This window comes from Streptomyces sp. H39-C1 (genome assembly GCF_027158125.1).
Lineage (GTDB): Bacteria > Actinomycetota > Actinomycetes > Streptomycetales > Streptomycetaceae > Actinacidiphila > Actinacidiphila fildesensis.
The window spans coordinates 1-19,183 of the sequence record NZ_JAPVLS010000014.1; the positions used below are offsets into that span (position 1 = coordinate 1).

A 19,183-nucleotide genomic window follows, 5' to 3' on the forward strand; every position below is an offset into this window, starting at 1 on the left:
TGTCCCGCCTCGCCGACCCGGACACGCTGCACCACACCCCCATCGGGGTGCTACGCAGCGTCGAACGGCCGGTCTACGACGCCGACATGTCCGACCAGCTGGAACGCGCCGTCGAGGAGAAGGGCAAGGGCGACCTCGCCGCACTGCTCGCCGGCCAGGACACCTGGACGGTCGTCGGCTGACGACCGGCACACCACCGCACAGCGGCACATCGCCACACCGGCACATCGACGGAGCGGTCCACGCGGATGCCCGCCCGGGGAGTTCGACAACTCCCCCGGCGGGCATCGCCGTTCAGCGGTCCGGTGCGTTCAGCGATCCGGTGCGTTCAGGGGTCGTTCGCGGTCCGGTTCGTCGGCGTCCTTTCGCGGTCCGGTCCGTTCAGCGCGCGGCGTCGTACGTCGCGCGCGCCTCGAACACGTCCGGCAGTGAGCCGCCGATCCAGCAGGCGAGCTCCCAGACGCGCCGCGCGGCGCCCTCACCGAGCGGGGTGAGGGAGTACTCGACGCGCGGCGGGATCACGGGGTACGCCTCGCGGTGCACGAAGCCGTCACGCTCCAGCGCCTGGAGCGTCTGGGCGAGCATCTTCTCGCTCACCCCGCCGACCTGCCGGCGCAGGGCGCTGAACCGGTGCGTCCCGTCGATCAGCGCGGCGAGGACGAGCACGCCCCAGCGGCTGGTGACGTGCTCCAGGACCACCCGCGAGGGGCAGTCCGCCGAGAAGACGTCGGGAACGTCCCGTGGGGGCCCACTGGCGACCAGCTGCTCCAGTGCACTGGGCTCGATACTTACGCTCATACCAGTACCTTACCTCAAAGTGGGTACTTTCGATTGGTTAGTGCAGGTCCTAGGGTGAGTGCATCAGCCGGTCCGGCGCAGTCACCGGCCACGTCGTTACTACAGGGAGCACTCACCATGAGCATCGTTGTCACCGGAGCCACCGGACAGCTCGGCCGCCTCGTCATCGACGAGCTGCTGGAGCGCGTGCCCGCCGACCGCATCGCCGCCGTGGTGCGCGACGCGGACAAGGCCGCCGACCTCGCCGCCCGCGGCGTGGAGCTGCGGATCGCCGACTACAGCAGCCCGGAGACGCTCAAGGCCGCCCTCCACCCCGGTGACACGGTGCTGCTGATCTCCAGCAACGATCTGCACGGCCGGGTGGCGCAGCACACCGCGGTGATCGATGCCGCCAAGGAGGCCGGGGTGGCCCGGCTCGCCTACACCGGCATACTCGGCGGGCCCGAGGCGGACTTCCTGCTCGCCTCCGCCCACCGTGAGACGGAGCAGCTGATCCTCGCGTCCGGGCTGCCGTACACGTTCCTGCGCAACGGTTGGTACACCGAGAACTACACGAGCCGGCTCGCCACGGTGCTGGAGCACGGCGCCGTCGTCGGCAGCGCCCGCGAGGGCCGGGTCGCCAGCGCGGCCCGCCAGGACTACGCCGCCGCGGCCGCTGTCGTGCTGGCCGGGGACGGCCACGAGAACACCGCCTACGAGCTGAGCGGCGACACCGCCTGGACGCTGGGCGAGTACGCCGCCGAAGTGGCGAAGCACTCCGGCAAGGAGGTCGTCTACACCGACCTGCCCACCGAGGACTTCCGCGCGCTGCTGACCGGCACGGGCATGCCCGCGGACTTCGCCGAGATCTTCGCCGACGTGGACGACGCGATCGCGCGCGGCCGGCTCGCCATCGCCACCGGCGACCTGGCCCGGCTGATCGGCCGCCCGACCACCCCGTTCACGGTGACGCTCGCCGAGGCACTGAAGGTCTGACCCGCCCGCCGGCCCTACCGCTCCGACCTGCGGATCCTGGTCCGGCATCCGTTAAGCCCCACCTGTCATGACCGTTAAGCAAGACGGCCATGACAGGTGGGGCTCGACGGCGCTACCTTCGAGCATTGGCATCTGCCCGAGGAGCATCCGTTGTCGCCACCAGTGAACGAGCACCGCGCGGGCCTTGCGTACGGATTCGGCGCCTACGGGCTCTGGGGCACCTTCCCGCTCTTCTGGCCGCTCCTCAAGCCCGCCGGAGCGCTGGAGATCCTCGCCCACCGGATGGTCTGGTCGCTCGCCGTCGTCGCGGTGATCCTGCTGGTCATGCGCCGCTGGGCCTGGATACCCGAGCTGCTGCGGCAGCCCAAACGGCTCGGCCTGCTCGCGGTCGCCGCCACCGTGGTCTCCGTCAACTGGGGCCTGTACATCTGGGGCGTCAACTCCGGCCATGTCGTCGAGACCTCGCTCGGCTACTTCATCAATCCGCTGGTCACCATCGCCATCGGCGTCCTGGTGCTGCGCGAACGGCTGCGGCCGCTGCAGTGGACCGCGGTCGGCATCGGCGTCGCCGCCGTCCTCGTCCTGGCCATCGGGTACGGGCGGCTGCCGTGGATCGCCCTCACCCTCGCCTTCTCGTTCGCCACCTACGGCTTCATCAAGAAGAAGGTCGGCATGGGCGGGCTGGAGTCGCTGGCCGCCGAGACCTCCGTGCAGTTCCTGCCCGCGCTCGGCTATCTGATCTTCCTCGGCGCCCAGGGCAACGCCACTTTCACCGGCGAGGGCCCCGGCCACGCCGCTCTTCTCATGGCCTGCGGCCTCGTCACCGCCGGCCCCCTCATCGCCTTCGGCGCCGCCGCCATCCGCCTCCCGCTCAGCACCATCGGGCTGCTGCAGTACCTCGCTCCGGTCTTCCAGTTCCTCCTCGGGCTGGTCTACTTCCACGAGGCCATGCCCCCCGAGCGCTGGGCCGGGTTCGCCCTCGTCTGGGGTGCCCTCGCCCTCCTCACCTGGGACGCCCTACACAACGCCCACCGCACCCGCACCGCGGCCCGCGACGCCGCGACGGCGATGGCCGCGAAGGCAACAGCCCCGGCGTAAGCCGCCCTGCGCCCCCGGAAATCCGCTGGCCCGGGCCGGGACGCGATGCCAGGGTTGGGGGCATGATGCGCAGCTTCGAGGAACTGGTGGCCGAGGCCGAGACCGTGTCCGTCGACGGCTGGGACTTCTCCTGGCTCGACGGGCGGGCGAGCGAGGAACGGCCCTCCTGGGGCTACGCGCGGGCCATGGGCGAGCGGATGGCACGGTCCACCGCGGCGCTGGACATCCAGACCGGGGGCGGAGAAGTGCTCGCCGGGGTGCCGCGGCTTCCGGCGCTGACCGTCGCCACGGAGTCCTGGCCGCCGAACGTCGCCAAGGCCACCGCGCTGCTGCATCCGCTCGGGGCGGTCGTCGTCGCCGACGAGGACGAGCCGCCGCTGCCGTTCGGCGACGCGGCGTTCGACCTGGTGGTGAGCCGCCATCCGGTGACCACGTGGTGGACCGAGATCGCGCGGGTACTGCGGCCCGGCGGAACGTACTTCTCGCAGCAGGTCGGCCCCGCGAGCGTGTTCGAGCTCGTCGAGTACTTCCTGGGCCCGCTGCCCGCCGAGGTAAAGCGCGGGCGGCATCCGGACGACGCCCGGACCGCGGCCGAGGCCGCCGGGCTGGAGGTCCTCGATCTGCGGATGGAGACGCTGCGCACCGAGTTCCACGACATCGGCGCGGTGATCTACTTCCTCCGGAAGGTCATCTGGATGGTCCCGGGCTTCACCGTCGAGCAGTACCGGACCGAGCTGAAGGCCCTGGACGAGCAGATCCGGACGGACGGTTCATTCGTCGCTCATACCACTCGTTTCCTCATCGAAGCACGCAAAAGCTCCTGACGCCGACGCCTCCACGCCTGGGGGCAGTTCGGCGAGGGAGACCCGCTCTACGCGCGGTTGCTGCGCTACCCGCTCATGACGGACTCGCTGGAGACGTACGCGCACCTCGCCCGCGGCGGCTACCGCCATGAGCCGATGCAGCAACTGCTCCGGCACGTCACCGGATTGCGGTCGGTGCGCAACGTGGAGCACCATCCCAACCGCGCCCTCGCCGTCGCCAACGCGGTGCGCGTCGCCGGCCTCGAAGGCACCGGACGGGCGGGCGACCGGGAGGAGTTGATCCGCGCCACCTGGCTCGGGAACACTCCGGAACCCTGGCTCATCGACTGGATGACCGGCTACAGCATGACGCACACGGTCTTCCATGCGACCGACCGGGGCCGCCGGCCGGAGGACCTCCCGGACGACATCGGCGACTATCTCGCCGCGTGGCTCCCGGCCTGGATCGACATCTGGGCCGAGGTCGGCGAGTGGGACCTGATGGGCGAGCTGATGATCGTCGGCAGCTGTCCGAAGGAGCCGTACCTCGATCCGGGGACCTGGGAGCTGATGGCCGGCATCCAGCACGAGGACGGCCTGGCGCCACGCGACACGTCCGCCGTCTCCGACGACCCCGACGACGGGTTCGCGGACCAGCAGCACACGGCGGTCGTCGCCGCGATCGCCGGCACCCTGGCACCCTCCCGCACCCTCGACGGCGGTTCCGGCGGCGGTTCTCCCGAGGCCGACGGCGCTCCGGCCCGGCCGTGACGCGATGGCGATACACCGCTCCCGCCATGAACAGCACGTTCATCCAGCGCGCGTACGACGCGCTGCGCTCGCTGGCGGCCCGGCGAACCCGCTGACGCTTCCCACCGGATTCCGGCACCTTCGGCGTGCTGAGCCAGTCGAGTGGCCATCAACCGGATACCGTCGTCAGCGACATGGCGATTGGTTACAAATGTCTGGTACATCCCACTAGCATGTGAAGGAATGGATGCGCCTCCCGGGCGATTGATCACTACCTGTCCAGTCCGCCGACTCCGGGTCGCCACGAAGACCACCGCAACTCAGCGGCAGGGTCACGTTCAGCGGCCCGCAGATGACAGCATCTGCGGGCCGCAGCCCAACGCCTCACCCCTTCCCGCCTCGTTCCGCCTCCGCGCCGACCCATCCCGACCGGCCTCGACGCGCTACGACCGAACGGCCTTGACGAGAATTACATGCGCGTGCAATAAATGCGTATGCACACTCAGCGGACGTTCCTCTTCCTTCTCGGCAGCCCTCGCGCGGACGGCAACACCGAGCTCCTGGCGCGGCACGCCGCAGAGCAACTGCCCCCCGGCGCCGAGCAGCAGTGGCTGCGGCTGACGGATCTGCCGCTGTCGGACTTCGAGGATCTGCGCCACGAGGGCGACGGCCGCTACCCCGCGCCCACCGGCCACGGCAAGGTCCTGCTGGACGCCACCCTCGGCGCGACCGACCTCGTGATCGCCTCGCCGCTCTACTGGTACAGCGTCTCGACCGCCACCAAGCGCTACCTCGACCACTGGTCGGGCTGGATGCGCGTACCGGGCGTGGACTTCAAGCCCCGGATGGCCGGACGGAAGCTCTGGGGCATCACGGCCCTGGCGGGGCAGGACCCCGCCGACGCCGACGCCCTCGCGGGCACGCTGGAGAAGACGGCGAACTACCTGAGGATGGAGTGGGGCGGCGTGCTGACGGGCAACGGCAGCGAGCCCGGCGACGTACTGAAGGACACCGCGGCGCTCGGCCGGGCGAAGGAGTTCTTCGCGGAATGACGGTGCTTCGGCGGGAAGCGGATGCCGCACGGGGCGGCCCGCTTCACGCGCCGAGGTTCACGCGCTGATGTCCCGCGAGGTGAACCGCGCCCACGCGGCGGAGCCGAACACCGCCGCGTACAGCGCCTGCAGACCGAGATTCTTGACGATGTCGTCCCAGTAGACCGGGGCCCGCAGGACATCCGCGAAGCTCAGCCAGTAGTGCGGGAAGAGATACGGCTGGACGACGTGCAGCTGCGGGATCGTGTCCACGATCTGCACGGTGATCACCAGGCCCACCGTCGCCGCCATCGCGCCGATACCGCTGTTGGTGAGGGTCGAGATGAACAGCCCGATCGCGGCGACGCCCACCAGCGAGGCCGCGACCAGCGCCGCGATCATCAGGGCGCGCACCAGGCCGTCGGAGAACGAGATGGTCGTGCCCGACAGCAGCGTCACGTCCCCCAGCGGGAAGAGCGCCGCGCCGACCGCCAGTGCCGCGCCCGCCACGACCAGCGTCGCCACCGCGCAGAAGGCGGCCACGGCGGTGAACTTGGCGAGCAGCAGCCGGGTCCGGCCGGCGGGGGCCACCAGCAGATAGCGCAGCGTGCCGGAGTTCGCCTCGCCGGCGACGGAGTCACCGGCGATCACGCCGACCGCCATCGGGAGGAAGACCGGGAGGGTCGCGGCGAGCGAGGCGAAGCTCAGGAACAGGCCGTTGTTGCTGACCTGCGAGATGAACGCAGGACCGGCGCCGTCTCCCCCGCCGCCGCCTCTGCCGGCCGAACCGCCGTTGCGGGTCTCGATCTTCACCGCGATACCGACCAGCAGCGGCACGCCGGCGAGCACCGCCAGCAGCGCCACGGTCCGCCAGCGGCGGAAGACGATCGTCAGCTCGCTGCGGAACAGCCCCAGCGACCAGAGGGCGCTGCTCAGCGGGCGGACGACGGGGACCGTTCCGGCCTCAGCCCGCGACATCGAAGCCCTCCCCGGTCAGTGCCACGAACGCGTCCTCCAGCGAGGCCCGTTCGACCCCGAAGCCGCGGACCCGCACCCCGGCGGCCACCAGGGCCGCGTTGAGGTCCGCGAGGTCCAGCGGTCCGGCCGGTGCCGCCGCTTCGGACGGCGCTGACGGATCGGACGGATCGGACGGATCGGGGGCGTCCGGCGGGTCGGGCGGCAGCTCGCCGGTGACCTTGTCGTCCAGGACGATCAGATCTGTCACGCCGTGCTCCTTGAGAATCCGTACCGCGTCCGCCGGATCGGGGGTCGTCACGGCGAGCCGGCCGCGCGTGCCGGCCGCCAGTTCCGCGACGGTCCCCTGGGTGATGAGCCGGCCGCGTGCCATGACGGCGACGTGCGAGCACACCTGCTCGATCTCGTCGAGCAGATGCGAGGAGAGGAACACGGTCGTGCCGTCTGCCGCCAACTCCCTGATCAGGGACCGGATCTCGCGCATTCCCTGCGGGTCGAGGCCGTTCGTCGGCTCGTCCAGCACCAGCAGCTCGCGCGGTTGCAGCAGCGCGGACGCGAGGCCGAGCCGCTGCTTCATGCCGAGCGAGTACGCCCGCGCCTTCTTGCCCGCGGCGGCCGCCAGGCCGACCCGGTCGAGCGCGTCCCCGACCCGCGCGGTGCGCGTGCGGGGGTCCGCCGTGGGATCGGCGGAGTCGTACCGCACCAGGTTGTCGCGGCCGGACAGAAAGCCGTAGAGCGCCGGTCCCTCGATCAGCGCGCCGACCTTCGGGAGCACCGTGCGCCCGGCGCGCGGCATCGGGCGGCCCAGCACCGCGGCCGTCCCGGCCGTCGGCTCGATCAGGCCCATCAGCATCCGGATGGTGGTCGTCTTGCCCGAGCCGTTGGGCCCGAGAAAGCCGAAGACGCTGCCGCGCGGCACCGTGAGGTCCAGGCCGTCCACGGCGAGCGTCCCCCGGTACTGCTTCGTCAGACCACGGGTCTCGATCACGGCCTCGGCATCGGCCGCGGTCCCGGGCCTCCCGGTACCGGTCCCGGCGGACGGCTCTTCCATCGCACTTCCTCTGCAGGAGGACAAGAGCCCGCCCGGCCGGTGACACGGCCGGGCGGACGAAGGGGCTTACTTGGCAGCCGCGTTGGCGGCCTTGAGCAGAGCGTCCTGGTTGACAGCACCGACGTACACGGTGCCGTTGTCGGTGATCAGGGCGTTGACGAGCCGGGTGGAGAAGACCGTGCCGGAACCGAACCTTCCGGTGACGTGCTTGCCGAAGCTGTCGATCAGCCCCTGCACGTTCTTGTCGTTCCGGCCGCGCCCGGACTGCGATCCGGAGTCGGACCCGGGCAGGGCGCCCTTGGGCGCCTTGATCTCGGCGACCGCATTCCAGTCCGCGCCCAGGACGTTCAGGCCTTCGAGGGCGGACGCGCCGTCCTTGCCCGCCCGCTTGTCGTTCAGCGCGGCCCCGTCGGCCTTGTCCTCCGTCACCTTGGCGCCCTTGGGCGGGGTGAACTGGAAGGTGCCGGCCTCGGGCTTGCCGAAGTCCACCTTGGTGAAGCCGATGTCGATCGCGGCCTTGCCACCGGTCTTCGGCGTCAGCGTGAACTTCAGCGGCACCCCGGTCGACGCGTCCACCGCGACACGGATCGTGCCGACCGTGGAGTCGCCGCCCTTGGGCTGGACGAGAAGCTGGTAGGCGTTGCGCCCGGCGACCTTCGCCGTGCCGTCGACGGAGACGGACGTGTGGGGGCCCGCCGCCTTGAGCGCCTGCTGGGCCGCGGCCTGCGGGGTGCTCGGGAAGTCGTCGGGCAGCTGCTTGGCGTGATCGGTGCCGGCCTTGCCCGCGGACTTCGGCAGCGTCGAGTGGTACGCCTGGTTGGACGAACTGTCGTACGCCCAGACCTGGTCACCGTTGTGGATGACGCTGTACTCGGCGGCCTTCTCGATGATCGAGACGCGCTGCTTGTCCGGTCCGTCGGCCGCGATGTGCAGCGTGTGGCTGCCGGCCAGCAGCTGGGTGAGCTGCGCCTTGGGGTCGGCGGCGGAACCGCTGCCCTTGCGGCCCTTGCCGCTGTCGTCCCCGCCCGCACCGCCGAAGGGGCTGCCGCCGCCGGTGGCGCCGCCGAGGAAGGACGGCAGTCCGAGGTCTGTGGTGATCTTGACCGAGCCCGAGACCGTCTGGGTGTCGGACGCGGCTATCTTCGTCAGCAACTGCTCTGCCGTGATCTTCGGCAGATCGGGGTTACCGGAGTCGGCGAGAGCCGGGACGAGGCTGATGGTCGCCGCCGCCACCCCCGCCACCGCGACAGGGACCGCGTACCGCATCGCCTTGCGACGACCTGGACCTCTGCCCTCTCCCCCGGTGCCTCCGGTGTCTCCCGCTTCCGGGACCTGCGTCGGTTGGATCCGTGCCATTGCGTTCCTACCTCCGTCGTCAGCGGCGGCCACGATGCCGTGCACTCGTCCACCTCTCGGGTCCATTGTCACCCGATCCGCCCCTGAGGTGGTGATACCAATCCCACCAAACCGGAAGCCCCAGCACATCAGCCGCCGGGAGCAACCCTGTGTACGCCCCCGGGATGACGAACCCCGAGGGCGTACACGGGTCGGTGGAACGCCCGGAGGTACCGGAGAGCCCGGCGGGGGCCCCGTTCGGAGGCATTCGCACCCGTTCAGCCGGGTTCGGCCGGCCCTCCGGCGCCCAGGAGCTCAGGGGCAACCCTCACTTGCCGATGAAGAGGTAGTCGGCGCGGTAGTCCACCCCGACCCTGGGGGTCTTGTACGGGTCGCAGCTGCCGGCCGGGGCCACGCCGCCGGCCGTGTTGAGCCGCAGGATCTCCTGGGTGCCGGCGAGCACCCCGTCCCGCTTGCCGGACTGGGTGGCCCGCAGGTCCAGCTCGGGGATGTTGCCCTGGCCGTTCGGCGTCCTGGTCAGGACCGCGCCGGTGACCGCGCTGCCGTCGGGGGCGATCCACTGCGGCGGACCGGCCGCGGGCCGCACGAAGGAGTGTTCGATACCGGCGCCGAGGTGCGCCTTCACGTTGTCCTGGGTGAACGCGTACCCGCCACCCGGCTGCTTGGTGCACGCGTAGATCTGCTGGCCCCTGACCACGGAAGCCTGGAGGTCGGAGAGCGCCTTGGAGAAGTCGATCGACGAGCTGAGCGTGTGCAGCTGGCCGCGGACCGCACCACCCGGGAACTCGGCGGTGTGCAGATTGGCGTAGAAGCCGCCCGGGTTCGTCCGCAGGTCGGAGAGGAGCTTCGCGTCGTCGACGGTGACCGAGCCGGTCACCGAGTAGACGCTGCCGGGCAGCTTCTCGGCGAAGAACGGGATCTTCACACCGCCGTTGCTACCGGCGGCGCCCTGATGGATGTGCGCGGCGGTGGGCGGGGCGATGCCCTTCCACTTCATGGCGAACGAGACCTGGTTGCCCTGGATCTTCAGGAACTCCACGGCCTTGCCGTCCTTGTCGCCGACCGCGGGGCCGTTCGCCACCGGCACCTCGTTGGCACCGGTCAGACTCGCCACGAAGTAGACGGCCTTGCCGCGGTCGGCACCGCCGCTGCTCCCGCCGCTGCCGCTCTGCGTGCTGATGCTGTCGTCGCCCCATCCGGCCGACCCGGGCATCGCCATCGACGCCATGGAGCTCATGTCGTGGCCCGCGTTCCCGTTCCCGGCCGCGTTGCCGTCCGCGGATGCGGGCAGCACGGCCAGCGAGACGCCGCCCGCGACCGCGGCGGCGGTGACGGCGAGCGCGATCGCGGTGCGACGGTTCCCGATGCGGTTCCTGATGCCGTTCATGAAAAGTCCTCCCCTGTGGCCGGTGCCCCACGCCCCGGCGTCTCAGGGGTTCATACGCGCCCTCCGGCGGCCGTCGCTCAACGCGGAAGTGCGGTGAGAATCACGGCTCCGGCGTTGAGTCGGACGGGAGCCGTTTGCGTATACCGCACAATCGCCGGGCCAGGATGGGTTGTTGAGCGAATCTCCCAAAACTTTTTTCGCGGATCGTTGAGTGGGCGGGCGCGGCCGCTGCGTATGGATGGAGGCGAACGTCGCACCATCCACGCACTGCCACCAGGGGGAACCGCCATGTCCAAGTCCATTCGCACCAGCCGTATCCGTCTCTTCGCCGCTTCCGGAATCGCGGTTCTCGCGCTCGCCGTCACCGCCTGCGGCCCGACGGACTCCGACGCGTCGGGTGCGCAGGACCAGCCCTCGACGCCGCCGGCCACCTCGCAGCCGGGCTCGCAGCAGCCCGCGGGCAAGCCCGCAGCGCAGCAGCCCGCGCCCACCGGCGCCCTGATCGCCGCGAAGACCCCGTCCTTCGCCGCGATGGTCACCGACGACCAGGGCCGCACGCTCTACCGCTTCGACAAGGACACCGCGCACCCGTCGGCGTCGAACTGCTCGGGCGACTGCGCCGTGAAGTGGCCGCCGGCCCTCGCCAAGGACAGCGTGACCGTGACCGGCATCGACAAGAGCCTGGTCTCCACCGTCACCCGCGCCGACGGCAGCAAGCAGCTCACCCTCGGCGGCTGGCCGCTCTACCGCTTCGCCAAGGACACCAAGGCCGGCGACACCCTCGGTCAGGGGGTCGGCGGGACGTGGTTCGTGAGCAGCCCGCAGGGCAAGAATGCGGCGAGCAGCGCCGGCATGAGCACCGGCGGCGACACCTCCGGATACTGATCCGGATACTCATCCGCTGTTGATCAATCCCCAGACGGTCTCGACCTGGAGGATCGGGTGCGGAAGGATTCGCCCGTGGCCACGGAACCGAGCGAAGAGCTGATGCGGACGCTCTACAAGGAGCACGCAGGACCCCTGCTCGCCTATGTACTGCGGCTGGTCGCGGGGGACCGGCACCGGGCCGAGGACGTCGTGCAGGAAACGCTGTTGCGCGCCTGGCGCAACAGCGACCAGTTGGAGCGCGCCACCGGATCCGTCCGTCCCTGGCTGGTGACGGTGGCGCGCCGGCTGGTCATCGACGGCCATCGCAGCCGGCAGGCCCGCCCCCAGGAGGTCGATCCCGGCCCCCTGGAGCTGCTGCCTGCCCAGGACGAGATGGACAAGGTGCTCCGGCTCATGACCATCTCCGACGCGATGGCCGATCTGACGGCCGCCCACCGGCAGGTGCTCGCCGAGACCTATCTGCGGGGGCGCACCGTCGAGGACGCCGCCGCGGTGCTCGGCATACCCGCCGGAACAGTGCGGTCGCGGATCTTCTACGCGCTGCGCTCGCTCAAACTGGCGCTCGAGGAACGAGGAGTGACGACATCATGACGTCGCCGCAGGAGCAGCACGCGGACGTGGGGGCGTACGCCCTCGGGCTCCTCGACGACGCGGACGCCACCCGGTTCGAGACACATCTGGCCGGCTGCGAGCTCTGCATGGCGGAACTCGACTCGCTCGCGGGCCTCGAACCCCTGCTCGCCGAGTACGCGGCGGCGACCCCCGGCCCCGGCGCGTTCCTTCCCGTTCCCGGCAGTACCGACGACGCCCTGCTGGGCCGGCTGCTCGACGAGGTCGCCGAGGTCCGCGCCAGGACGCGGCGCCGCCGGATGTTCCTGGTCGCGGCCGCCGCCGTCCTGATCATCGGCGGCCCGCTGATCGCCGTCCAGGCCACCTCCGGCGACAGGACCTCGGCGGTCGCCGAACATGCCCACGGCGGGCCCGCCGAGGACGCCTTCAACCTGATACCGGCCTCCGCCAAGGTCTCCGGCACCGACCCCGCCACCAAGGTCAGCGCCACGATCGGCGTCGAGAAGAAGGCCTGGGGCAGCCACGTCGTCCTCCAACTCGGCAACGTGAAGGGCCCGCTGCGCTGCAGCCTCGTCGCCGTCGGCAAGAACGGCGACCAGCAGACCGTCACCACCTGGGCGGTCGGCCCCTGGGGATACGGCATCCCCGACAGCCCGCACGAAACCGCGCGCACCCCGCTCTACATGCACGGCGGCGCGGCCATGCAGCCGAACGAGGTCGACCACTACGAGGTGCGGACCCTGGACGGCAGAACGCTGGTGGACGTCAAGGCGTGAGATCCCCTCGCGGGGCCGGTGCGAGAACGGCCGTCGAGCGCCTCAGGCGTTCGACGGCCGTTCGGGTGTCCGCGGCTGAAGCGAGGGCGGGGGTCAGCCCGCGCGGTACACCACCGCGTCGCACAGGCCCTCCAGGGCCTGCTTCGCGGCACAGTCCGGGAGCGGGGCGAGGGTGGCGCGGGCTTCGTCGGCGTACCGGACGGTGTCGCGGCGGGCCTGCTCCAGCGCCGGGTGGGCGCGCAGCAGGCGCAGTGCCTCGGCGTGCCGGTGGTCGTCGGTGAGGTCGCCCGCGAGGAGGTCGACGAGGTGGCGGTCGGCCGGGGAGGCCGAGCCGTTGGCCGCGGCGACCCGGGTGCGCAGATGCAGCACCGGGAGGGTGGGGATGCCTTCGCGCAGGTCGGTGCCGGGGGTCTTGCCCGACTCGTGGCTGTCGCTGGCGATGTCGAGGACGTCGTCGGCGAGCTGGAAGGCGGTGCCGATGCGCTCGCCGTACTGGGTGAGGATGTCGACGACCGACTCGTCCGCGCCGGACATCATGGCCCCGAAGCGGCAGGAGACGGCGATGAGCGAGCCGGTCTTCCCGCCGATCACGTCGAGGTAGTGGTCGATCGGGTCGCGGTCGTCGGCCGGTCCCGCGGTCTCCAGGATCTGGCCGGTCACCAGCCGCTCGAAGGCCTCGGCCTGGACGCGGACGGCCTCGGGGCCGAGGTCGGCCAGTATGTGCGAGGCGCGGGCGAACAGGAAGTCCCCGGTGAGAACGGCCACCGAGTTGTCCCAGCGGGCGTTGGCACTGGGGACGCCGCGGCGTACGTCCGCCTCGTCCATGACGTCGTCGTGGTAGAGCGTCGCGAGGTGGGTGAGCTCCACGACCACCGCGGCTGGCACGATGCCCGGCGCGTTCGGGTCGCCGAACTGGGCGCCCAGCATGACCAGCAGCGGCCGGAACCGCTTGCCCCCCGCACGGGCCAGATGGCGCGCGGCGCCGGTGATGAAGGGGACGTCGCTCTTGGTGGCCTCCAGGAGGCCCTCCTCCACGGCAAACAGCCCGGCCCGGACGTCGGCTTCGAGAGCCTCGTCCCGCACGCTCAACCCGAACGGCCCGACGACGTTCACGAGGGGTACTCCATTCGCTGAGATGGCGTCTGAGGGGTGGCACTGCTTACACGGGCAGCGTAGCCGGTCCCCTCTCGATCTTTGCCGGGGCATCGCCCCTATATGGCCGGGACAGGTCATACACATCAGGCCGTTCGGGATCTTGCCTCATATGATCCGTATTGATGCCATTTATTCCGACCGATCGGGAGGCCTATCTCGCCCTGGCTGCGCCGCACGAGGCACCCCGTCCCACGGAAACCGCCCGCTGACCCGCACACCGACCCCGTCCACCGATCCGCCGCCGACGTCGAAGGGAGCCCCGCCGATGCGCATCCGTACCGATTTCCCCTACACGACCTTCGTCGAGGACGTCCGGATCCCGCTGCCCGACGGCACCCGGCTGTACGCGCGCATCTGGCGGCCGTACGCCGACGAACCGGTGCCCGCGCTGCTGGAGTACCTCCCGTACCGGCTGTACGACTGGACGGCGCCGCGCGATTCGCAGCGGCACCCCTGGTACGCGGGTCACGGCTACGCCTCCGTGCGGGTGGATGTACGGGGCCACGGCAACTCCGAGGGGCTGCCGGGCGACGAGTACGACGCCGCGGAGCTCGCGGACGGCGTCGCGGTCGTCGAATGGCTGGCCGCGCAGTCCTGGTGCACCGGCCGGGTCGGAATGTTCGGCATCTCCTGGGGCGGCTTCAACAGCCTGCAGATCGCCGCGCTCGCGCCACCGGCCCTCCAGGCCGTCGTCACCGTCTGCTCCACCGACGACCGCTACGACAACGATGTGCACTACATGGGCGGCTCGGTCCTCGCCGTCGACATGCACGCCTGGGCCGCGACGATGCTCGCCTTCGTCTGCCGGCCGCCCGATCTCACGGCGGTCGGCGACAGCTGGCGGCAGATGTGGCTCGAACGGCTCGAAGCCGTCGATCCGTTCATCCATACGTGGCTCGGCCACCAGAGCCGTGACGCGTACTGGCAGCACGGCAGCGTGTGCGAGGACTACTCCGCCGTCAAGGCGGCCGTCCTCACCGTCGGCGGCTGGCACGACCCGTACCGGGACACCGTGCTGCGCCTTGTCGAACATCTGGACGCACCCGTCCGCGGGTTGATCGGCCCCTGGTCCCACCAGTACCCCGACCGGGGGCGGCCGCCCGGGCCCGCCATCGGCTTCCTCCAGGAGACACTGCGCTGGTGGGACCACTGGCTGAAGGACAAGGCCACGGGGGTGATGGACGATCCCCTGCTGCGCGCCTGGATCAGCGAGTCGCACCCGCCGGCCACGGTCTACGACGAACTGCCGGGCCGCTGGGTCGGCGAGGACAGCTGGCCGTCGCCCGCCGTCACCTACACCCCGTACGCGCTGCCCGGCGGCCCGGTGCGGGTCGACTCCCCGCAGCACACCGGGATCGACGCCGGCCGCTTCTTCCCGTTCGGCAACGACGCCGACCTGCCGCCGGAGCAGCGCGAGGAGGACGGCCGCTCGGTCTGCTTCGACTCCGCGCCGCTCACCGACCGTGTCGAGGTCCTCGGCCGCCCCCGGGTCCGGCTGCGGCTGCGCTGCGACGCGCCGCGCGGCCAGGTCATCGCCCGGGTCTGCGACGTGGCCCCGGACGGCTCCTCCACGCTCGTCACCCGTGGCGCCCTCAACCTGCTGGCGCGGCACGGCCGGGACCGGGCGGTGGAGTGGACCCCGGGCCACACCGAGGACATCGCGTTCGAGCTCAACGGCATCGGCCACGCGTTCCCGCACGGCCACCGCATCCGGCTCGCCCTGTCCTCCGCCTACTGGCCGTGGATCTGGCCGCACCCGCAGCCCGAGCACGCCTCCGGCTTCACCATCGAGGCTGCCGACAGCGCCCTCGACCTGCCGGTCCGCGCCCCGTCGCCGTCCGCGATCCCGCTGTACTTCGAGGAACCGGAACAGGCTCCACCGCTCCCCGTGATCTTCCCCGGCGCACCCGAGCCGCGCCCCGAACGGCTCGTCACCCGCGATGTCGCGACCGGTGCCTGGCAGCTGGACGTCGACCCGCGCCACGGCGGTACCCGGATCTACCCCGACGGCCTCGAATTCACCGAGGACGCCCTGGAGACCTACCGCATCGAGTCCGGTGACCCGCTCTCCGCCGCCACCCGCTCCCTGTGGCACGTCCGGCTGCGCCGCCCGGACCTCGGCTGGGACGTCAGCGTCGACACCAGATCCGAGATCCAGGCGGACGCGACGCACTTCGTCACCTTCAACGAGGTCACCTGCCACTCCGGCGACGAGACCGTCTTCCACCGCACCTGGAACCGCCGCATCCCGCGCACGGCGGGCTGAAACGAGGAACGGCCGCCGAACGCCTGAAGCGTTCGACGGCCGTTCCCGTGGTGTCGTTGTTCAGCGGACGAAGACGCCCGCCTTGTCGGCGAGGTCCAGGAAGTACTGCGGCATGACGCCCAGCGCGAGCGTCACCGCCACGCCGATGCCGATGGCCGTGGAGGTCCAGGCGCTCGGGACGGCGACGGTGGGGCCGTCGGGCTTCGGTTCGCTGAAGAACATCAGCACGATCACGCGGATGTAGAAGAACGCGGCGATGGCCGAGGAGAGCACACCCACGATGACCAGCGGCATCGCGCCGCCCTGGGCCGCCGCCTTGAAGACCGCGAACTTTCCGGCGAAGCCGGAGGTCAGCGGGATGCCCGCGAAGGCCAGCAGGAACACCGCGAAGACCGCCGCGACCAGCGGCGAGCGGCGGCCGAGGCCGGCCCAGTGGGACAGGTGGGTGGCTTCGCCGCCCGCGTCGCGGACCAGGGTGACGACGGCGAAGGCGCCGAGCGTCACGAAGGAGTACGCCGCGAGGTAGAAGAGCACCGACGAGACGCCGTCCGGCGTGGTGGCGATGACACCCGCGAGGATGAACCCGGCGTGCGCGATCGACGAGTACGCCAGCAGTCGCTTCACATCGGTCTGGGTGACGGCGACGATCGCGCCGACCAGCATCGTCAGGATCGCGACGCCCCACATCACCGGCCGCCAGTCCCAGCGCATGCCCGGCAGGACCACGTACAGCAGCCGCAGCAGCGCGCCGAAGGCGGCGACCTTGGTGGCGGCGGCCATGAAGCCGGTCACCGGGGTCGGGGCGCCCTGATAGACGTCCGGGGTCCACATGTGGAACGGCACGGCGCCGACCTTGAACAGCAGCCCCATCGCGACCATCGCGGTGCCGATGAGCAGCAGCGCGTCGTTGCCGGTGGTGGCGGCGAGCGCCGGGGTCATCTTGGCGGTGCCGTCGACGACGGCGGCGATGCCGGAGTACGAGACGGTGCCCGCGTAGCCGTAGAGCAGCGCGATGCCGAACAGCAGGAAGGCCGACGAGAAGGCTCCCAGCAGGAAGTACTTCATCGCGGCTTCCTGCGACATGAAGCGCCGGCGGCGGGCCAGCGCGCAGAGCAGGTACAGCGGCAGCGAGAAGACCTCGAGCGCGACGAAGAGCGTCAGCAGGTCGGACGCGGCCGGGAAGATCAGCATGCCGCCGACCGCGAAGAGCAGCAGCGGGAAGACCTCGGTGGTGGTGAACCCGGCCTTGACCGCGGCCTTCTCGGCGTCGCCGCCGGGAACGGCGGAGCCCTGGGCGGCGAAGGAGTCGACCTTGCGACCGTGCGCCTTCGGGTCGAGCCGGCGTTCCGCGAAGGTGAACACCGCGACCAGCCCGACCAGCAGGATCGTGCCCTGCAGGAAGAGCGCGGGGCCGTCGACGGCGACGGCTCCCATGGCCGCGACATGCGCCTTGGTGGTGCCGTAGCCCCTGGCCGCCAGCGCCACCACGGCGGCGAAGGCGGCGGCGAGGCCGATGACGCTGACCGCGATCTGTCCCAGGTAGCGGGACTTACGGGGCAGGAACGCCTCGACGAGGATCCCGACGACGGCTGCCCCGAAGACGATCAGGACCGGCGACAGCTGGGTGTACTCGATCTTCGGGGCGGGGATCTTGTCTGCGGCGGGGGCCGCCATTGTCCACAGGCTGTGGACGGCTGTTCCGCTCACTTGGTCGCCTCCAGCGCGGGCTTGGGGTCGGTCTTGTGCACGTCGGAGAGCGTCTGGCCGACCGCCGGATTGACGATGTCCGTGAGCGGCTTCGGGTACACGCCGAGGAAGAGCAGCAGCGCGATCAGCGGAGCCACCACGGCGATCTCACGGACCTTGAGGTCCTTCATCCCCTCGACGCCCGCCTTCACCGGCCCGGTCATCGTCCGCTGGTACAGGACGAGGACGTAGAGCGCGGCGAGCACGATGCCGACGGTCGCGATGATGCCGAGCGCCGGGTAGCGGCTGAACGTGCCGACGAGCACCAGGAACTCGGAGACGAACGGGGCGAGCCCCGGCAGCGACAGCGTCGCCAGTCCGCCGATCAGGAAGGTGCCCGCGAGCACCGGCGCCACCTTCTGCACACCGCCGAAGTCGGCGATGAGCCGCGAGCCGCGCCGGCTGATCAGGAAGCCGGCCACCAGCAGCAGCGCGGCGGTCGAGATCCCGTGGTTGACCATGTAGAGCGCGGCGCCGCTCTGTCCCTGGGTGGTCATCGCGAAGATGCCCATGATGATGAAGCCGAAGTGCGAGATGGACGCGTAGGCGATCAGCCGCTTGATGTCGCGCTGGCCGACGGCCAGCAGGGCACCGTAGATGATGCTGATCACCGCGAGCACCAGGATCACCGGCGTCGCCCACTTGCTGGCCTCCGGGAAGAGCTGGAGGCAGTAGCGCAGCATCGCGAAGGTGCCGACCTTGTCGACGACCGCGGTGATGAGCACCGCGACCGGCGCGGTCGACTCCCCCATCGCGTTCGGCAGCCAGGTGTGCAGCGGCCACAGCGGCGCCTTCACCGCGAAGGCGAAGAAGAAGCCGAGGAAGAGCCACCGCTCGGTGGAGGAGGCCAGGTCGAACTTGCCGGCCGCGCGCGCCTGGAGGATCTCCTGGAGCGAGAACGTGCCGTGCCCGAGCTGGTCGGCACTGGCCGCGTACAGCCCGATGACGGCGGCCAGCATGACGAGGCCGCCGACCAGGTTGTAGAGCAGGAACTTCACGGCGGCGTACGAGCGCTGCTTGGCCGCCTCGTCGTCGCCGTGCTCGTGCGCCTGGTCCCCGAAGCCGCCGATGAGGAAGTACATCGGGATGAGCATGGCTTCGAAGAAGATGTAGAAGAGGAAGACGTCGGTGGCCTCGAACGAGACCACCACCATCGCCTCGACGGCCAGGATCAGGGCGAAGAAGCCCTGGGTGGGCCGCCAGCGGCGGTTGGGGTTCTTGTCTTCGAGGGGGTCGGCGTCGTGCCAGCCCGCCGCGATGATGAACGGGATCAGGAGCGCGGTCAGCGCGACCAGCGAGACGCCGATGCCGTCCACGCCGAGTTCGTAGCGGACCCCGAAGTCCTTGATCCACGCGTGGGACTCGGTGAGCTGGTAGCGCTCACCGCCCGGTTCGAACCGGACGAGGACGATCACGGCCAGTACGAACGTCGCGACCGAGAAGCCCAGCGCCGACCACTTGGCGACGGTGCGCTTCGCGGCCGGTACGGCGGCGGTGGCGATCGCGCCGACCGCCGGAAGGGCGGCCGTGACGGTAAGGAGGGGAAAGGACATGAGTT

16 protein-coding genes and 2 pseudogenes are annotated in these 19,183 nt (G+C 70.8%); 10 read left to right on the plus strand and 8 right to left on the minus strand.

Annotated features, from left to right (window positions below):
• Positions 1-182: pseudogene (locus O3W51_RS11920) on the plus strand (2-oxoacid:ferredoxin oxidoreductase subunit beta); the annotation flags it as partial.
• 199 nt (positions 183-381) lie between these two features.
• On the opposite strand, the gene O3W51_RS11925 reads toward O3W51_RS11920, so the two are convergent.
• A complete protein-coding gene (locus O3W51_RS11925) occupies positions 382-798 on the minus strand; it encodes a winged helix-turn-helix transcriptional regulator (protein WP_138357539.1) in 417 nt (138 codons plus the stop codon).
• Between the two features lie 117 nt (positions 799-915).
• Between O3W51_RS11925 and O3W51_RS11930 the strand changes: the two genes are divergently transcribed.
• From O3W51_RS11930 to O3W51_RS11950, 5 genes and pseudogenes are all read left to right on the plus strand, one after another.
• Entirely contained in the window at positions 916-1,773 is an 858-nt protein-coding gene (locus O3W51_RS11930) for an SDR family oxidoreductase (protein WP_138357540.1), read from the plus strand.
• Positions 1,774-1,923: 150 nt separating this feature from the next.
• Positions 1,924-2,871: an EamA family transporter RarD gene (gene rarD, locus O3W51_RS11935; RefSeq protein ID WP_232484681.1), complete on the plus strand. Its 948-nt coding sequence runs from the start codon at positions 1,924-1,926 to the stop codon at positions 2,869-2,871.
• 62 nt (positions 2,872-2,933) lie between these two features.
• Positions 2,934-3,695 (plus strand): class I SAM-dependent methyltransferase, encoded by a 762-nt coding sequence (locus O3W51_RS11940; RefSeq protein ID WP_138357541.1) that lies wholly within the window; start codon positions 2,934-2,936, stop codon positions 3,693-3,695.
• A gap of 24 nt (positions 3,696-3,719) precedes the next feature.
• A pseudogene (locus O3W51_RS11945) lies at positions 3,720-4,445 on the plus strand (DUF6895 family protein); the annotation flags it as partial.
• A gap of 473 nt (positions 4,446-4,918) precedes the next feature.
• Complete coding sequence (locus O3W51_RS11950; RefSeq protein WP_138357543.1) at positions 4,919-5,476, plus strand: flavodoxin family protein; 558 nt, start codon at positions 4,919-4,921, stop codon at positions 5,474-5,476.
• A 57-nt stretch (positions 5,477-5,533) separates the two neighbouring features.
• Here the strand turns inward: O3W51_RS11950 and O3W51_RS11955 are convergent, their stop codons facing one another.
• The 4 genes from O3W51_RS11955 to O3W51_RS11970 form a co-directional block, all read right to left on the minus strand.
• Positions 5,534-6,433, minus strand: coding sequence for an ABC transporter permease (locus O3W51_RS11955; RefSeq protein WP_187144978.1), 900 nt, complete (start codon positions 6,431-6,433; stop codon positions 5,534-5,536).
• Complete coding sequence (locus tag O3W51_RS11960) at positions 6,420-7,481, minus strand: ABC transporter ATP-binding protein (RefSeq protein WP_138357544.1); 1,062 nt, start codon at positions 7,479-7,481, stop codon at positions 6,420-6,422. The genes O3W51_RS11955 and O3W51_RS11960 overlap by 14 nt, the downstream gene beginning before the upstream one ends.
• A 66-nt stretch (positions 7,482-7,547) precedes the next feature.
• Entirely contained in the window at positions 7,548-8,837 is a 1,290-nt protein-coding gene (locus O3W51_RS11965; RefSeq protein ID WP_138357545.1) for a LolA family protein, read from the minus strand.
• Positions 8,838-9,144: 307 nt separating this feature from the next.
• Positions 9,145-10,224 (minus strand): CHRD domain-containing protein, encoded by a 1,080-nt coding sequence (locus O3W51_RS11970; RefSeq protein WP_269285646.1) that lies wholly within the window; start codon positions 10,222-10,224, stop codon positions 9,145-9,147.
• 288 nt (positions 10,225-10,512) lie between these two features.
• Here O3W51_RS11970 and O3W51_RS11975 point away from each other — a divergent pair, with 288 nt between their 5' ends.
• The 3 genes from O3W51_RS11975 to O3W51_RS11985 all read left to right on the plus strand — a co-directional run bounded on the left by O3W51_RS11975 (position 10,513) and on the right by O3W51_RS11985 (position 12,458).
• Entirely contained in the window at positions 10,513-11,109 is a 597-nt protein-coding gene (locus O3W51_RS11975) for a hypothetical protein (RefSeq protein ID WP_269285649.1), read from the plus strand.
• A 102-nt stretch (positions 11,110-11,211) separates the two neighbouring features.
• Entirely contained in the window at positions 11,212-11,703 is a 492-nt protein-coding gene (locus O3W51_RS11980) for a sigma-70 family RNA polymerase sigma factor (RefSeq protein ID WP_164296607.1), read from the plus strand.
• Positions 11,700-12,458: a zf-HC2 domain-containing protein gene (locus tag O3W51_RS11985; RefSeq protein WP_138357548.1), complete on the plus strand. Its 759-nt coding sequence runs from the start codon at positions 11,700-11,702 to the stop codon at positions 12,456-12,458. Before O3W51_RS11980 ends, O3W51_RS11985 begins: the two co-directional genes overlap by 4 nt.
• A 93-nt stretch (positions 12,459-12,551) precedes the next feature.
• Here the strand turns inward: O3W51_RS11985 and O3W51_RS11990 are convergent, their stop codons facing one another.
• Positions 12,552-13,571 (minus strand): polyprenyl synthetase family protein, encoded by a 1,020-nt coding sequence (locus O3W51_RS11990; RefSeq protein ID WP_138357549.1) that lies wholly within the window; start codon positions 13,569-13,571, stop codon positions 12,552-12,554.
• Positions 13,572-13,878: 307 nt separating this feature from the next.
• Here O3W51_RS11990 and O3W51_RS11995 point away from each other — a divergent pair, with 307 nt between their 5' ends.
• Positions 13,879-15,879, plus strand: a complete 2,001-nt coding sequence (locus O3W51_RS11995) for a CocE/NonD family hydrolase (protein WP_269285654.1) — start codon at positions 13,879-13,881, stop codon at positions 15,877-15,879.
• A 60-nt stretch (positions 15,880-15,939) separates the two neighbouring features.
• Here O3W51_RS11995 and nuoN read toward each other — a convergent pair whose 3' ends face one another.
• Positions 15,940-17,586, minus strand: coding sequence for an NADH-quinone oxidoreductase subunit NuoN (nuoN, locus tag O3W51_RS12000; protein WP_138357551.1), 1,647 nt, complete (start codon positions 17,584-17,586; stop codon positions 15,940-15,942).
• Entirely contained in the window at positions 17,583-19,178 is a 1,596-nt protein-coding gene (locus tag O3W51_RS12005; protein WP_138357552.1) for an NADH-quinone oxidoreductase subunit M, read from the minus strand. The genes nuoN and O3W51_RS12005 overlap by 4 nt, the downstream gene beginning before the upstream one ends.
• Positions 19,179-19,183 lie beyond the last annotated feature (5 nt).

Coding starts and splice junctions, on each gene's coding strand:
- O3W51_RS11925 (WP_138357539.1), bottom strand. CDS start 798: ATGAGCGTAAGTATCGAGCCCAGTGCACTGGAGCAGCTGGTCGCCAGT.
- O3W51_RS11930 (WP_138357540.1), top strand. CDS start 916: ATGAGCATCGTTGTCACCGGAGCCACCGGACAGCTCGGCCGCCTCGTC.
- O3W51_RS11940 (WP_138357541.1), top strand. CDS start 2,934: ATGATGCGCAGCTTCGAGGAACTGGTGGCCGAGGCCGAGACCGTGTCC.
- O3W51_RS11950 (WP_138357543.1), top strand. CDS start 4,919: ATGCACACTCAGCGGACGTTCCTCTTCCTTCTCGGCAGCCCTCGCGCG.
- O3W51_RS11955 (WP_187144978.1), bottom strand. CDS start 6,433: ATGTCGCGGGCTGAGGCCGGAACGGTCCCCGTCGTCCGCCCGCTGAGC.
- O3W51_RS11960 (WP_138357544.1), bottom strand. CDS start 7,481: ATGGAAGAGCCGTCCGCCGGGACCGGTACCGGGAGGCCCGGGACCGCG.
- O3W51_RS11965 (WP_138357545.1), bottom strand. CDS start 8,837: ATGGCACGGATCCAACCGACGCAGGTCCCGGAAGCGGGAGACACCGGA.
- O3W51_RS11970 (WP_269285646.1), bottom strand. CDS start 10,224: ATGAACGGCATCAGGAACCGCATCGGGAACCGTCGCACCGCGATCGCG.
- O3W51_RS11975 (WP_269285649.1), top strand. CDS start 10,513: ATGTCCAAGTCCATTCGCACCAGCCGTATCCGTCTCTTCGCCGCTTCC.
- O3W51_RS11980 (WP_164296607.1), top strand. CDS start 11,212: ATGCGGACGCTCTACAAGGAGCACGCAGGACCCCTGCTCGCCTATGTA.
- O3W51_RS11985 (WP_138357548.1), top strand. CDS start 11,700: ATGACGTCGCCGCAGGAGCAGCACGCGGACGTGGGGGCGTACGCCCTC.
- O3W51_RS11995 (WP_269285654.1), top strand. CDS start 13,879: ATGCGCATCCGTACCGATTTCCCCTACACGACCTTCGTCGAGGACGTC.
- O3W51_RS12005 (WP_138357552.1), bottom strand. CDS start 19,178: ATGTCCTTTCCCCTCCTTACCGTCACGGCCGCCCTTCCGGCGGTCGGC.